8 protein-coding genes are annotated in these 15,627 nt (G+C 72.7%); 4 read left to right on the forward strand and 4 right to left on the reverse strand.

The window, feature by feature from the left end; genetic code table 11:
- The first annotated feature begins 199 nt into the window (after positions 1-199).
- Positions 200-4,018: a S8 family serine peptidase gene (locus ACIP6N_RS28950; RefSeq protein WP_401820502.1), complete on the forward strand. Its 3,819-nt coding sequence runs from the start codon at positions 200-202 to the stop codon at positions 4,016-4,018.
- Positions 4,019-4,171: 153 nt separating this feature from the next.
- Positions 4,172-5,170, forward strand: coding sequence for a helix-turn-helix domain-containing protein (locus ACIP6N_RS28955; protein WP_401820505.1), 999 nt, complete (start codon positions 4,172-4,174; stop codon positions 5,168-5,170).
- A gap of 30 nt (positions 5,171-5,200) precedes the next feature.
- Here ACIP6N_RS28955 and ACIP6N_RS28960 read toward each other — a convergent pair whose 3' ends face one another.
- Positions 5,201-6,187, reverse strand: coding sequence for a D-cysteine desulfhydrase family protein (locus tag ACIP6N_RS28960; RefSeq protein WP_401820508.1), 987 nt, complete (start codon positions 6,185-6,187; stop codon positions 5,201-5,203).
- Positions 6,188-6,397: 210 nt separating this feature from the next.
- On the opposite strand from ACIP6N_RS28960, the gene ACIP6N_RS28965 reads away from it, so the two are divergent.
- Entirely contained in the window at positions 6,398-8,680 is a 2,283-nt protein-coding gene (locus ACIP6N_RS28965; RefSeq protein WP_401820511.1) for an FUSC family protein, read from the forward strand.
- A 36-nt stretch (positions 8,681-8,716) separates the two neighbouring features.
- On the opposite strand, the gene ACIP6N_RS28970 is transcribed toward ACIP6N_RS28965, so the two are convergent.
- Positions 8,717-9,919: a cysteine desulfurase-like protein gene (locus ACIP6N_RS28970; protein WP_401820513.1), complete on the reverse strand. Its 1,203-nt coding sequence runs from the start codon at positions 9,917-9,919 to the stop codon at positions 8,717-8,719.
- A 279-nt stretch (positions 9,920-10,198) separates the two neighbouring features.
- Between ACIP6N_RS28970 and ACIP6N_RS28975 the strand changes: the two genes are divergently transcribed.
- The gene (locus tag ACIP6N_RS28975; RefSeq protein WP_401820516.1) at positions 10,199-13,042 is read left to right on the forward strand and encodes a family 78 glycoside hydrolase catalytic domain; all 2,844 of its coding nucleotides are present in this window, start codon (positions 10,199-10,201) and stop codon (positions 13,040-13,042) included.
- A gap of 51 nt (positions 13,043-13,093) precedes the next feature.
- On the opposite strand, the gene ACIP6N_RS28980 is transcribed toward ACIP6N_RS28975, so the two are convergent.
- Positions 13,094-14,539 carry an FGGY family carbohydrate kinase gene (locus tag ACIP6N_RS28980; protein WP_401820519.1) on the reverse strand — a complete coding sequence of 482 codons (1,446 nt, stop codon included), beginning with the start codon at positions 14,537-14,539 and terminating at the stop codon, positions 13,094-13,096.
- A gap of 63 nt (positions 14,540-14,602) precedes the next feature.
- Positions 14,603-15,619: a 2-hydroxyacid dehydrogenase gene (locus tag ACIP6N_RS28985; RefSeq protein WP_401820522.1), complete on the reverse strand. Its 1,017-nt coding sequence runs from the start codon at positions 15,617-15,619 to the stop codon at positions 14,603-14,605.
- Between the last annotated feature and the right edge of the window lie 8 nt (positions 15,620-15,627).

Consider the following 15,627-nt stretch of genomic DNA (forward strand, 5'->3'; position numbering starts at 1 on the left):
TCCCCTCCCTCCGCCCCATCCCCCCCACCCCCGCGCGTCCCCCCCCCCGGGGGCCCCCCCCCCAATCAACCTCCGGGGGGGGGGGGGGGTTCTCCCCGCCCCCCCCCCCGACACCCGGAATCAGTGACAGTCCCTCCGGCGCTACCGGAGTCTGTCCCACAACGCGTGAACAGCGGTGTGTGACGAAGGGGCTGGACATATGAGACGGACCCGCCTTCCGGCGGCGGTATCGATGGTTCTGCTGCTGACAGCGGGTGCCGTGGCGCCCGTGTCGGCCGCGCCATCGGCCCGGGGCCCGGCTGTGGGCACGTCAGGGGCAGTGGACCCCGGTGCCACGGTACGGCTGATCACCGGCGACCGGGTGACCGTCGCCGCGGGCGCCGACGGAAAGCGGGCGGCCACGGTGCGGCCCGGCCCCGGCAGGCAGGGTGTGCTCTTCAAGACCGTGGAGCAGGACGGCGATCTGACGGTCCTGCCGTCCGACGCCCTGGACCTGATCTCGGCGGGAACACTGGACCGGCAGCTGTTCGATGTGTCCGCGCTCATCGCGCAGGGCTACGACGAGGCGCACACCGACGCGCTGCCGCTCATCGTGTCCCAGGAGTCCGGCGCCACGGCCGCGCGGCGGGACACCCTGTCCGCGCTCTCCGCGCTGAACGACGACTCCGCGCCCTCACTCACGCTGGAGAGCATCAACGCCCGCTCGCTGCGCGTCGCCGGGGACGACCTCGGCCGGTTCTGGAAGGAACTCGCCCCGGCGGCAGGCGGATCGGCGTCCGCGCGGATCGCCGCCACCCCGAAGATCTGGCTCGACGGCAAGGTCTCGGCGGACCTGGACCGCAGCACCGGACAGATCAACGCCCCCGCCGCCTGGGACGCCGGCTACCAGGGCAAGGGCGTCAAGGTCGCCGTCCTCGACACCGGTGTCGACCAGACCCACCCCGACCTGGCGGGCCGGGTTCTGGAGACGAAGGACTTCTCCGGCAGCGGCAACACCAACGACATCTTCGGCCACGGCACCCACGTCGCGTCCATCGTCGGCGGCACCGGCGCCGCGTCCGGCGGAACCCGCAAGGGAGTCGCCTCGCAGGCCGAGCTGATGGTCGGCAAGGTGCTCGGCGACGACGGCTACGGCAGCCAGTCCCAGATCATCGAGGGCATGGAGTGGGCCGCGGCCGAGGGGGCCAGGGTCGTCAACATGAGTCTGGGCTCCGAGACCCCGACCGACGGCACCGACCCGATGAGCGCCGCCGTCGACGAACTCACCGCGAGCACCGGCACACTGTTCGTCGTCGCAGCCGGCAACAGCGGTGAGTCGGGAGCGCAGTCCATCGGCACGCCGGGCGCCGCCGACGCGGCGCTCACCGTCGGCGCCGTCGACCGCGACGACTCGCTCGCCCCCTTCTCCAGCCGCGGACCGCGCGTGGGTGACAAGGCGGTGAAGCCCGATGTCACCGCTCCCGGTGTCGACATCGTGGCCGCCAAGGCCGCCGGAACGCTCATGGGCGAGCCCGTCGACGAGTACTACGTCGCCGCCTCCGGCACCTCGATGGCCACCCCGCACGTGGCGGGCGCCGCCGCGCTGCTCGCCCAGGAACACCCGGACTGGCAGGCCCAGCAGCTCAAGGACGCCCTGATCAGCACCGCGCGTACGGTGCCCGGCCGGCTGCCGACCGAGCAGGGCGGAGGCCGGATCGATCTGGCGGCCGCCGCGCTCGGCTCCCTCACCGCGACCGGCACGGTCGCCCTCGGCCCGCTCCAGACCGGCGGCACGGGGAGCAAGGCCAACGGCCCCGCCGGCGCCACTATCCGCTACACCAACGCCTCGAAGACCGCCGTCTCGCTGCGCCTGACGGCCCGGCTCGCCACCACCGACGGACAGAAACCCAGGGACGGCGCGGTCACGCTCGGCGCCTCCTCCGTCCAGGTCGCCCCCGGCGCCACCGCCGACGTGCCACTGACCGCCGACGCCTCGCTCGTCGAGCGCGGCGACTACTACGGCTACGTCACCGCCACCTCCGCCGACGGCGCCGTGGTCCTGCACACCACCGTGAGCCTCGTGGTGAAGCGCCCGACACACCGGCTCACCGTCACCACCCTCGACCACAACGGCAAGCGGGTCGACGCGCTGCCGGCGCTCTGGGGTTCCGCCGGATTCGTGGACTACGAGAGCTTCAGCCCCGCCGTCGCGGAGGTCGAGGAGGGCACGTACCAGCTCAGCTACACGGAGCTGGACGACGCGTCCGACGGCCAGGAGCTGCGGGAGGTCGTGCTGCCCGAGGTGAAGATCACCAAGGACGCGTCCGTCACCCTGGACGCGCGTACGACCACGCAGGTGGAGATCCGTACGCCCAAGCCCGCCGAGCAGCGCGGCGCCCTCACCTACCAGACCTACCGTCAGATTGACGGAAAGGGCCTGATCCAGGGCACGATGTTCTACGATGTGGCCAAGCGTCTCTACGTCAGCCCGACCGCCCGCGTGATCGAGGGCACGTTCGAGTTCGCCTCACGCTGGCAGCTCGTCGCCCCCATGCTCGACACCGAGGTACGGGGCGCGAAGATCGAACTCGACCCCTACTACATGCCGAACTCGCCGTTGTTCAGTGCCAAGGGCGAGCGGCTGACCGCGGTGGACGCGGGCGCCGGTGACGCGCCGGACCTGCGCGCCGCGCGCGTACGGGGCAAGCTCGTGGTCGTACGGGACGACGGAGTCAACTCCCAGGCGCTCACCGCGGCCGCGGCCAAGGCCGGGGCCAAGGGTGTCGTGATGATCGTCCCCTCCGACATGTACCCCTGGACCCGCTGGCGTCCTGACGGCGAGCGCTACGCCCTGCCGGCCGTACGGGTGAGCGCGGCGGGCGGCGACGCACTGCTGCAGCGCGTCAAGAAGCAGACCACCGAGATCGCGATCTCCGGCACGGCCGCGAGCCCGTACCTGTACGACGTCATGCAGATCTCCGCCGGACAGATCCCGCAGCACGTGGTGCACACGGTCTCGGACAGCAACAGCGCCCAGGTCCGCACCACATACGCCGACAACGGCCCGCTGCCGTGGACCAGTGAGCAGCGGTTCGGCTGGCGTCCGTACCAGGACACCGCCTGGAACCAGTACAGCCGTTACGCGCAGACCGGCACCGAGCGCACGGAGTACATCACCTCCGGCGACACACTGTGGCAGCACTTCGCGATCCACACTCCCGCCTCCGACCCGGACACACCGCTCACGTCCGGCATGCAGGACACCACGCGCACCTACCGGGCGGGCGCCCGGACCGGCGAGCGGTGGTTCGGAGCCGTCGTGCGCCCGTCGATCCCGGCCGGCACGGCGACACCGTCCACCCGCTCCGGTGACCTCCTGGCCCTGCACATAGCCGAGTTCACCGACTCCACGGCGGGACACTGGTCGCGCCCGGCCACGGGCGGCGACGGCGGCATCGGCACCTCGGGAGCCGGAGCCGCGAGGACGACGACGGACGACACCGTGTCGGTCTCGCTGTACCGCGACGGCGCAAAGGTGGGTACGGCCGACAACGCCGGGACGGACTTCACCGTCGCCCCGGGCAAGGCCGGCTACCGGCTCGACGTGTCCACCGCCAGGGTCTCCGACGCGTGGGAGTTCGGCACCGAGACGGCGACGTCGTGGTCGTTCCGCTCCGACACCACGTCGAAGGAAGCGCCGCTGCCCCTGCTCCAGCTCGACTACGACGTGAGCGCCGACGGGCACAACGAGGTACGCCAGCTGCTCTCGCACGACATCGGCGTGACGGTCCGCAACCAGCCCGGCCTCGACACACCGCGCGGAGTGCGCGTACAGGTCGAGGAGTCGTACGACGACGGCAGGACCTGGACCAAGGCGGCGCTGGTCAAGGACCGCGGCCAGGGCACGTTCAACGCCACGTTCCTGCGGTCGTTGCGGGTGTGGGGCGACACGCACGTGTCCCTGCGCGTCACCGCCACCGACGCGGCGGGCAACAGCGTCAAGCAGACCGTGGAGCGCGCGTACCTGCTCAAGGGATAGCGCGGAAAGCGGCCCCTCCGGGGACCGGCCCGGGCGCGGCGGGTGCCGAAGGCGGAAGAACGCCTTCGGCACCCGCCGCTTTCTGCCGCCGTCGGAACCCGCCTGACCAGGGCGTATAGTGCCATTTCTGCGGACAGGGGCGGGAGAGACACGATGCTGGAGGCAGCCGGCCTGACGAGCGCCGAGGAAACCGTCTACCGGCTTCTCGTGACGATGTCCACGGCGTCGGCGGACGAGATCGCGGAACACACCGAGCTGACCCCGGGCGAGACGGAACGCGTCCTGGCCGCCCTCATCGCCAAGGGACTGGCCAGCGGGACGGAGCGCGCGCCGCGCACTTTCGCCGCGACCCCTCCGGACGTCGCCCTGCTGCCGCAGCTGCAACGCAAGTCCGACGCGCTGGACCAGGCGCGCGCCGAGGTCACCGGCCTGCTGGAGACCTACCGGCGCACCAGGCGGCGCAGCGACCCCGACCAGCTCATCGAAGTGATCACCGGAGCCGAGGCACTGCGCCAGCACCTGCGGCAGATCCAGGACAGCACCCGCCACGAGATGCTGTGGTTCTGCAAGGCGCAGTACGTGGCGATGCCCTCGGGCAGCAACCGCGCCGAGTACGACGCGCTCGCGCGTGGGGTGCGCTACCGCGTCCTGTACGAGCAGGCGTTCTTCGACGACCCCGGCGCGGTCGCCAATGTGACGGATGGGGTGCGCGCGGGGGAGATCGCCCGCGCGGTTCCCCATCTGCCACTGCGGCTCGCCGTGTCCGACCGGGCCATCGCGATCTGCCCGCTGGTGCCGGGCGGCCCTTCGGGCAGCTCCGAGGAGCCCACCACGGCGCTGGTCCGTGACAGCAGCCTGCTGGAGGCGCTGATCGCGCTGTTCGAGCGCTACTGGGAGGACGCGGTACCGCTGCACGTAGGGGCGTCCGGAGCGGTCAGCGCCGACGAACCGGCCCGCGGACAGGTACTGCCCGCGCTGGACCGGCAGTTGCTCTCGCTGCTGGTGGCGGGCGTCGCCGACAAGGCGATAGCCAGCCAACTGGGCCTGAGCAGAAGGACCGTACAGCGGCGCATCCAGGCGATGATGGCCCTCGCGGGCGCCACGACCCGCATGCAGCTGGCGTGGCAGGCCGCGCGCCGGGGCTGGATGTAACACCCTCACGGAGCCGTCGGACGCGAAGCGTCACGGAGCGGTCCGCAGCGCGCCCTCCGCCCGCGCGAGCGTCGCCGGGTGCCCGAAGAGTCCGGGCAGTCCGCCCGAGTGGAGAAACACCGTGCGCCGCCCGGGAACGATCTCGCCCTCCTCGACGGCCGCGATCAGCCCCGCCATCGCACGACCGGTGTAGACCGGATCGAGCACGATGCCCTCGGTACCGGCCGCGAGGGTCAGCGCGGCCATCACGGGCTCGGTCAACTCCCCGTAACCGGCGCCGACCTGGTCGAGCCGCACACTCAGCTCCTCCGGCGCGCAGCGTGTCCCCGTCAGGCCGGAGACCAGCTCGGCCACCGTCCCGGCCGGATCGCCGACAGCGCCGCAGTGGACGCCCCTGACCCTGGCGGGACCCAGGGCCCCGACGAGCCCGGCCATGGTGCCGCCGGAGCCGACCGCGACGACGACGGACTCCAGATCCGGTGCCTGCGCGAGGAGTTCACGCCCGCACTCCGCGTAGCCGTGCGCCCCGGTCACGCTGGACCCGCCGAAGGGGATCAGCGCGGGGACTGCGCCCTCCCGCCGCAGCCGCTCGGCCGTCCGCTCCGCGGCGACGCCGAGCGCCGCTTCCCCCGCGTCGCCCGCCCATACGACCGTGGCACCGAAGAGACCGTCGAGCGCGAGGTTGCCGGACGCCGAAGAACCGGGCGCGCCCGCCAGTACGAGAACGACGTCCAGCCCCAGCCGGGCGCCGGCGGCGGCCGTCAGGCGCGCGTGGTTGCTCTGCGGCGCGCCGGTGGTCACCAGGACCGTGGCGCCGTCGGCCAGCGCGGCACCACACGTCCACTCCAGCTTGCGCACCTTGTTCCCACCGCCGCCCAGGCCGATGAGATCGTCGCGCTTGACCCACAGATCGTCCGCGCCGAGTCCGAGCGCGCGGCCCAGCCTCGGTGCGGCTTCGAGTGGCGTCGGCCAACTGCCGAGTGCCGCCTTCCGCCGGGTACGGCTGTCCGGAGTCATCGCCCACCACCTTCGTCCACGGTCCATGACGGCGCCGGCCGGTGTGTGCTGCCCGCCGACCGCTGCCCGCCGGTCATCATGCCAGCCGGGCCCCGGGGGCCAGTTCACAGAGGCGCCGTACGCGAGCGCCCGGGAGCGGCCCCTGAGCAGCCCGAACGGTCGTGCGATGCTGGGGTGTACCCGATCGGTCGAGGAGTGTACGACAGCACCATGGCAGCATCACGGCGGGCAGCGATACGACGGGCGAGGACCAGCACCTGGGACCGCTTCGCGGCTTCCGATCCGGGGCTGCTGCGGCTGATGGCCGGGCTGCGTACGGTCGGGGCGATCGCGCTCGCGCTGGCGGTCCTCTCGCTGCTCGGCATTCCGGTCACCGAGCTGGTCGCGGGAGCCATGGCTGCCATGGTCGCGACCTTCGCCATCAAGGAGCAGCGCATACGCGGCCAGGCGGCCACCCTCGCCCTCGGACTGCTCGTCGCGCTCGCCGCGATGTCGCTGGGCGCGCTGCTCAACAGCCGCGTCGTCATCGGCGATCTGTTCTTCCTCGTGCTCATCTTCGGCGCGGTGTACGCCCGCAGGTTCGGCGACCGGGGCACCACGCTCGGACTGATCGGCTTCCAGGTCTACTTCATCTCGCTGTTCGTACACGCGGACGGCCCGGTACTGCCCCGGCTGTACCTGACCCTGGCGGTCGCCTTCGCGTGCAGCGCCGTCGTACGGTTCGCCGTCGTACCGGAGACACCGGAGCGCGTCCTCAACCGGCTGCGCCGGGCCTTCCGGGCGCGGCTCGCCCAACTGGCCTCCACCCAGGCCGAATTGCTCGACGCCGATCCCGAGCGGCTGGACAAGGTCCTCGGTGACCTGCGCAGGCACACCGCCCGGCTGCACGAAGCCGCGCTCATGATCCAGGGCAGGCTGGAGGACGGCACCCGGGACGCGGCGGCCGCGACGCTGCTCCAACGCCGCGTCGCCGACGCCGAGATCACCGCGGAACGGCTCGGTGTGCTGCTGCTGAACGCCCGCAGCGCCGAGCGCGCCGACACCCTCACCCTGCACCTGCCGAACGCGCCGGTCCCCGCCTCGGCGGACCGCGCGCGGACCGGGGACGCGACTGTGACGCTGCGCCGCGACCTCAAGGCGCTGCACCTGCTGACCGTCCGCCTCGCGCCGAAGGACCGCGGCACCGGTCTCGCCCAGGTGCGCAACCGGCTGCTCGGCTACCGTGAGGAGGAGAACCTGCCGCCTGCCTCACCCGCCGTCCAGGACGTCTTCCGCGGACTCGGTGAGGCCGCGCGCGCCGTCCTCGGTCTGCGCCTGGCGCTGGTCGGTCCCGAGGACGAGGCCGACGACACCCCCGAGATGACCCGCTCACGCGAGGAGTTCGAGGCCGAGGACATCGCGATCAGCGGTCCCGAGGAGACCGAGGAGGACAGGACCGGGCTGCGCAGGCGCACCACCCGGGCCGCCTTCCAGGTCTGCGTGGGCTCGGCCCTGGCCATCGTCGGCGGTGAACTGCTGTCCTCGGAGCGCTGGTACTGGGCGGTGCTCGCCTGCTGGGTGGTCTTCCTCAACACGTCGTCCACCGGCGAGATCCTGGTCAAGGGCTACCGCAGGCTGATCGGCACGGTCTTCGGTGTGATCGCCGGAGTGGCGCTGGCCGGTCTGGTCGGCAATCACACCTGGACCGCGTTCGGCCTGGTCCTGCTCTTCGTGTTCGGGATGTTCTTCAGCGCGCCGCTGTCGTACGCGCTGATGTCGTTCTTCGTCACCGCGATGCTCGGCCTGCTCTACACACTGCTCAACACCTACAGCGTCGATGTGCTCGTGCTGCGCATCGAGGAGACCGCGCTCGGCGCGGCCTGCGGCATCGTCGCCGCCGTGCTGGTCCTGCCCGTCCAGACCGATCAGCGCACCGACGAGCAGTTGCGCACGGTGCTCGGCAGGCTGCGGGACGTCTCCGAGGCGGCGGTGGAACAGCTGAGCGGCGGACCTGCCGTCGACCTGCTGGACATGGCAAGGGACTTGGACACCGCGCTCGATGAACTGCGCAGTTCCACCAGGCCGTTGACGCACCCGATCACCCCGCTGCGGGCGCGGCGGCGGACCGCCGGTTACCTGGTGGCGCTGCTGGAGACCTGCGCGTACCACGCCCGTTCGCTGGCGGCGACGGCCGAGTTGGTGCCGTACAGCAAGAGCATCGCCGCCGACCCGCGCCTCGCGCGGGCCGGTCTGCGCATCACCCGCAACCTCGACGTGCTCATCGCGCATGTGCTGGACGAGAACGCCGAGGGCGAGGTCACCACCGGAGCCAGCATCGCCTCGATGCTGGAGAGCGGGGGCTCCGGGGCGCTGCGCTCGGGCACGGTCACCTTCCGGGTGCTGCGCCACCTCCAGCGCCTGGACGAGGGGGTCGCCGGCCTGGCCCGCCCGCTCGACGTACCGGTCGCGGGACGCGAGGAACGCGAGACGCGCAGGCAGGCCAGGGCCGCCTGAGCGGCAGCGTCTTCAGCTCCGGCGGGTCAGTGCGGCTCAGCGGAGGAAGCCGGCCAGGCCCTCCAGCAGCCGGTCGACGTCCTCGGCACACGTGTACGGTGCGAGGCCGGCCCGCAGTCCGCCGGTGTCTCCGAGACCGAGCCTGCGGGAGGCCTCCTGGGCGTAGAAGGAACCGGAGGGCGCGGCCACTCCACGTTCCGCCAGGTGGCGGTAGGCGTCGGCGGTGTCACGTCCGTCGAGGGTGAGCAGCAGCGTCGGCGTGCGGTGCTCCGCCCGCGAGTGCAGTGTGACGGGACCGAGCCCCGCGAGGCCTTCCTCAAGCCGCAGTCGCAGCACATTCTCATGCTCCTCCAGCGCGGCGAACGCGTGGGCCAGCCGCTCCCGGCGGGTACCGGGACAGGGGCCGCCCAGTTCCGCGAGGAAGTCCACGGCGGCGCGCGCCCCGGCGAGCAATTCGTAAGGCAGCGTGCCGAGTTCGAAACGGACAGGCACCGCGTTCGAGGACGGCGCCAGCTTGTCGGGCAGCAGGGTCTCCAGCAGTTCGGGCCGCGCGGCGAGCACACCCAGATGGGGACCGAGGAATTTGTAGGGGGAGCAGACGTAGAAGTCCGCGCCCAGCGCCTCCACATCGACGAAGGCGTGAGCGGTGTGGTGCACACCGTCGGCGTACAGAAGGGCGCCCGCGGTGTGCACCCGCCGGGAGATCTCCGCGAGGTCGGGGCGGGTGCCGATGAGGTTCGAGGCCGCGGTGACCGCCACCAGCCGGGTGCGCTCCGAGAGGACCGCGCTCACCTGCTCCGGCGCCAGCTCGCCGGTTGCCGGGTCGAAATCGGCCCAGCGCACGGTGGCTCCGGCGGCGGCCGCGGCCTGGACCCACGGCCGGATGTTCGCGTCGTGGTCGAGCCGCGTCACGACCACCTCGTCCCCCGGTGCCCACGTCTTCGCGAGCGTCCGCGCGAAGTCGTACGTCAGCTGGGTGGCGCTGCGGCCGAAGACGATGCCCGAGGGGTCCGCGCCTAGGAGATCCGCCAGCGCCTGCCGGGCTCCGGTGACGAGCTGATCGGCGTGCCGTTCTCCGGGGGAGGCCGAACCGCGGTTGGACAGCGGACGGGCCAGGGCACCGCTGATGGCGTCGATCACCGGCTGGGGCGTCTGCGTACCGCCGGGCCCGTCGAAGTGGGCGATGCCGGCTTCGAGGGCCGGGACGCGGGAGCGGACCGCGTCGATGTCGTAGCTCAAGAAGGATCTCCTCCGCACGGCCCGGCCCACACGCGGGCCCGGCGAGGACATGAGCGTACCGATGATGAGATTAACGTTCGATTATGTGGCAGTCACATGATGGATCGCACACGGATCGCGCCGGAATTATGCGACAGAGAGGTGAATTGACACGCCGACAGCACCCTTGACACCCCTTATGGGCGGCTCATAGTCTCCTCGCCACGGAATTATCGTGGGAATTTCACACTCGCGGCTGATCATCTTCACGTCGGCGGAGTGAAGGGGAAGGACGTCCTCGTGCCCGGTTCTCCGAAAGTGGACGCGCGGGCTCTGCGGCCGTACGCCCTGCGGTGCGACCACCGCACCACCCCGCTCGGTACCGACGAGCCCGCGCCGCTGCTCTCCTGGCGCCTCGCGTCGGACCGCAGGGGTGACGACCCCACCGCCTACCGGGTCAGGGTCGCCGAGCGGCCCGAGGACCTGGCGGAGGACGGCCGGCCGCTCTGGGACACGGGCCGGGTCGAGGACCCGGGCGCGATCGGCGTCCTCTACGCGGGCCCCGCCCTCCGTCCCCGTACGCGCTACCACTGGCGCGTCGCCGTATGGCCGCGCGGTACGCGGCAGCCGGCCGAGGCCACGTCCTGGTTCGAGACCGCGCTCTCCGTGGCGCCGCCGGGCGCCGACTGGAGCGCGTACTGGATCACCCACGACCCGAGCCCGATCGCCGTCATGGACGCGCCCACCGAGGGCGAACACGCCCTGGACGATCACGGACTCGCGCCCTGCCCGCTGCTGCGCCGTGCCTTCACCGCCACCGCCGTCACGCGGGCCCGCCTCTATGTGAGCGCACGCGGCCTGTACGAGGTCCGCCTCAACGGCACCCGGATCGGCGACGCCGAACTGGCCCCCGGCTGGACCGACTACACCCGGCGCGTCCAGTACCAGACCTACGACGTCACCGAGTTGGTCCGCACCGGCGAGAACGTGCTCGCGGCAACCGTCGCCGACGGCTGGTGGAGCGGATTCGTCGGCTTCGAGCCGCGCAGGGCCGGAGCCCACTACGGCACGGTGCCGCAATTCCTCGCCGAACTCCACCTCACCGACGCCGAAGGGCGCACCACCACCGTCGTCACCGACGACACCTGGCTCACCCGCACCGGAGCGGTCCGTCACGCGGACCTGCTCATGGGCGAGTGCCACGACCTCCGGCGCGAGCCCACGGGCTGGGAGTCACCGGGCTACGACGCCACCGACTGGCAGCGCGCCCTGATCACGGACGCCGACCACAGCCTGCTCGTGGCCTCCGTCGACGAGCCCGTACGGGCCATGGCCGAACTGCGCCCGCTCTCCGTCACCCGCGTCCACGACGACGTCCACATCGTCGACTTCGGCCAGAACCTGGCGGGACGCGTACGGCTGCGCGTCGCCGGACTCGCCGCGGGCGCACGGGTCGTCGTCCGGCACGCCGAAGTACTGGACGAGAAACAGCGCCTGTACACGGCCAACCTGCGCACCGCCGCCGCCACCGACGTCCTGATCGGAGACGGACGCGAACACACCGTGTTCGAACCGCACTTCACCTACCACGGCTTCCGCTACGCCGAGATCAGCGGACTGCCCAGACTGCACGACACGGACGTGGTCGCCGTCGCCCTGCACAGCGACACCCCCTGGGCGGGGGAGTTCGACTGCTCCGACCCCGGCCTCACCCGGCTCCACGACTGCGTCGCCTGGGGGCAGCGCTCCAACTTCGTGAGCGTTCCCACGGACTGCCCGCAGCGCGACGAACGGCTCGGCTGGCTCGCCGACGCGCAGGTCTTCCTGCCCACGGCCGCCCTCAACGCCGATGTCGCCGCGTTCTTCACCAAGTGGCTGCGCGACGTCGAGGACGCCCGTACGCCCGACGGCGGCTTCAGCAACGTCGCCCCCCGCCTCGCGGGCGTCGCCGACGAAGGCGCGCCCGGCTGGGGCGACGCGGGCGTGATCATCCCGTGGCACCTGTACCGCACCTACGACGACCCGCGCTTCCTTTCCCGCTCCCTGGACGCCATGCGCGCCTGGACCGGCCTGATCCAGCGGCACAACCCCGACCTGATCTGGCGCCACCACGTCGGGCCGCACTTCTCCGACTGGCTGGCCCCCGGCACCCCCACACCGCGCGACGTCGTCGCCACCGCCTACTTCGCCCACAGCACCCACCTCACCGCGCGGGCCGCCGCGGTCCTCGGCCACCAGGACCTGGCCCGCGAACACCACCGCCTGGCCGCCGACATCCGCGCCGCGTTCGTCGCGCGCTTCGTCACCACCGACGCGGCGGGCGGCCTGCGCGTCGAAGGCGACACCCAGACCGGCTACCTCCTCGCGCTCGCCTTCGGCCTGCTGCCCGGGGAACACACCGAGGCCGCCGCACGCCGGCTCGCCGAACTCGTCGAGACGGCGGGCCCCGCCCTCCAGACCGGCTTCCTCGGCGTCGCACTCGCCGCGCCCGTCCTCGACGCCTACGGACGCACCGACCTCGCGCACGCCCTGCTGCGCCGTACCGACGCGCCCTCCTGGCTGTTCCCGCTGCGCCACGGCGCGACCACCATCTGGGAGCGCTGGGACGGCTGGACACCCGAATCGGGCTTCCGCGCACCGTCGATGAACTCCTTCAACCACTACGCGCTCGGCTCGATCGGCGAATGGCTCTACCGGGGCGTCGCGGGACTCGACCAGGACCCTGGCTCCACCGGATACCGGCACCTGCGCGTCAGCCCGAAGCCCGGAGACCTCACCCACGCGAGCGCCCGCCACGAATCGGCACGCGGCACCGTCACCGTGCGCTGGGAGCGGCAGGGCGACACCTTCGACCTGCGCGTACGGGTGCCACCCGGCGCCACAGCCGAGGTGTGCGTGCCCACCACGGACCCCGGCTCGGTCCGGGAGTCCTGCGGGGTGCCGACGGACAGCGAGCACATCACCCTCGTCACGCCGGACCCGCGGGACGTGGCCGCCGCAGGCGGTCCGGCCGCCACCGGCCGGGCCGTCTACCGCGTGGCCTCCGGGATCTACCGCTTCACCGCGGCCTTCTCCCCGGCGAGCGGCCACACCGAGCCGGCGTCACCGGCGTTCGCCGTCACCGACGAGGAGGACACAGCATGACCGCGGGTTCCCACGGCCTCTCCGGCCGCGGTCCCGTCCCCGCCGGTCCTCTCAGCGGGTGAGCGCGCGCCGCCGTGCCCGGGAGCTCTCGACCCGTGACAGGTAGTCGGCGTAGGCCTGTTCGTAGAACGCGACGCTCACGGGATCCGGGTCCACCACCGCGTCGGGAGCGGTCCAGGCGGCGACGTCCAGCGTGCCCCCGAGGTCCCGGCCGCGCGCCGCGAACGCGGCCAGCACGGCGCCGCGCGCGCCGGGTTCCGGCCCCCGGGCGACCCGTAACGGACGGCCTAGCACATCGGCGAACAGCCGCAGCCACGCGAGACTCCGGGCGCCCCCGCCGCACACCGCCAACTCGCCGGTGAGGCCTGCGGCTTCCAGGCAGTGCCGGGCCGCGAAGGCGATCGACTCGCACATCGCGCGCACCAGGTCCGCACGCGACGCCCGCAGATCCAGGCCGGTGAACTCGCCGCGCGCGGCGGGGTCCACGAAGGGGGCGCGCTCGCCCGACGGCGAGAGGTACGGCAGCGCCGCGACCCCGCGCGCGCCGCGCGGGCTCTCCTCCAGCATGCCGGTGACCTGGTCGTGGGAGCCGCCCACGACCCCGAGCACCCAGTCGAGCGCCACCGTGCCCGTCATCGCGGGCAGCGCCCTCATATGGCGGTCGGGACGGGCCGTCGCGAGGTGGAACCCGACCGGGTCCGCTTCGAACGCGACGCGCTCCACGACGACTTGGCACGCCAGCGTGGTCCCGACGATCAGCAGGCCGTCCCCGGGCTCGGTCACTCCCGCGCCGATGGCGGAGGCGGGCAGATCGTAGGGCCCCGAGGTCACCGGCGTCCCGTCGGGCAGACCCGGGACATCCCCGCGCGCCTGCCCGTACGGCAGGGTCTCCGCGATGGGCGGCAGCAGCTCCGCGCGGTGCACGAGGCCGAGCGCCGCGAGCGCGTCGGGGGAGTAGGTGCGGGTGCGCGGGTCCAGGAAGGGGACCGAGGCGTCGGAGAGGTCGGTGCCGCGCTCGCCGGTGAGCCGCAGATGGATGATGTCCTTGCAGCACGCGGCGGTCGCCGCCGCGTCCAGCGACTCGGGCTCGTTCCGGTCCAGCCAGGCCAGCAGCGGCCCGGGAGAGCCGGGGAACAGCACGTTCCCGGTACGGCGGTACAACCGCTTCGCGGTGCCGTCGGCCATCCGCTCCGCGACGAGCGCGCCGGCCCGGCCGTCCATCCACGACAGCGCCGGGCGTACGGGCCGGCCCTCGGCGTCCACCAGCCACAGGCCGTCGCCCTGCCCGGTGACGGCCACCAGCGCGGGCGCCCGCCCGCCGGTCACCGCCGCGAGGACGTCCGTGGCGGCCTCCACCACCTCTTCCACGTCCTGTTCGACGCACTCGCCCCGGCCGCCGAGCGAGATCGGCGTGGATTCCACCCGCAGCGCGGAGCCGTCCTCCGCGAAGGCCGCGGCCTTGACGACCGAGGTTCCCATGTCCAGTCCGACGAACATTGTTTCTCCTCTTGCCGATGGGCTGCGAGCTGTCCCGTTCGTGAACCTTTGTATGGTGGCCCGTCAGACGACCCGGTGGGCCAGCGGCTCGCCGCGCAGGAACCGGCCCACCTCCGCGGCGGCGACCCGGGCCGCGTTGTGCGCGACCGAGGTGTTCGCGCCCGCCAGATGAGGCGTCATGACCAGCCGGGGTGCCGTCCGCAGGCGCGACCCGGGCGGCGGGGGCTCCACGGCGAACACGTCGAGCCCGGCCGCGGCGAGCCGCCCCGACTCCAGTCCGTCGCACAGCGCGTCCTCGTCCAGGAGCGCGCCGCGCGCGCAGTTGACCACGACCGCGCCCGCCGGCAGCAGAGCCAGCTCGCGGGCGCCGAGCAGGCCGCGCGTCCCGGGGGTCAGCCGCGCGTGCAGCGACACGATGTCGGAGGCGCGCAGGAGATCGTCCAGCTCCGCGACGGGCGTGCCCACCTGGCGCAGGACGTCCGGATCGGCGTACGGGTCGTACACATGGACCCGCGCGCCGAGCGCGGTGAGCGCGCGCGCCACGCGGCTGCCGACCGCTCCGCAGCCGATGAGCCCGACGTACGCGCCGTCCACGCCGGGGCCGCAGTTGTCGTACGTGTAGAACTCGCCGGCCCACCGGCCCGCCGCGAGCGCCGCGGAGGTCTCCGGGATCCTGCGCATCGTCGTCAGGAGCAGCCCGACCGTGTACTCGGCGGTGGCGGCCGCGTTGCGGCCCGGGGTGTTGCACACCTGGACGCCGTGCTCCGCCGCCGCGTCGAGGTTGACGTTGACGGGACCGCCCCTGCCGACGACGACGAGCCGCAGATCCGGTGAGCCCTCGATGACCTTCGCGGTCAGCGGGCCCATCTGCGTGACACATACCCCCGCCCCCTGGAGCGCGACCAGCATGTCCTCCTCGTCGCCCGATGCCTCGTCCACCTCGGAGACGGGCCCGAAGGGCGTCAGCGGCCAGGGGAGGAGCAGCTGTCCGATCGAGTGCCCGGCGCCGATCTCGGCCGTCAGTTCCCGGGTGAACAGGTCAGGGGCGACGAAGTGGTCGCCCGCGGCGAGGATTCTCATACGCGGGT

The organism is Streptomyces sp. NPDC088725, assembly GCF_044751305.1.
Taxonomy (GTDB): Bacteria; Actinomycetota; Actinomycetes; order Streptomycetales; family Streptomycetaceae; genus Streptomyces.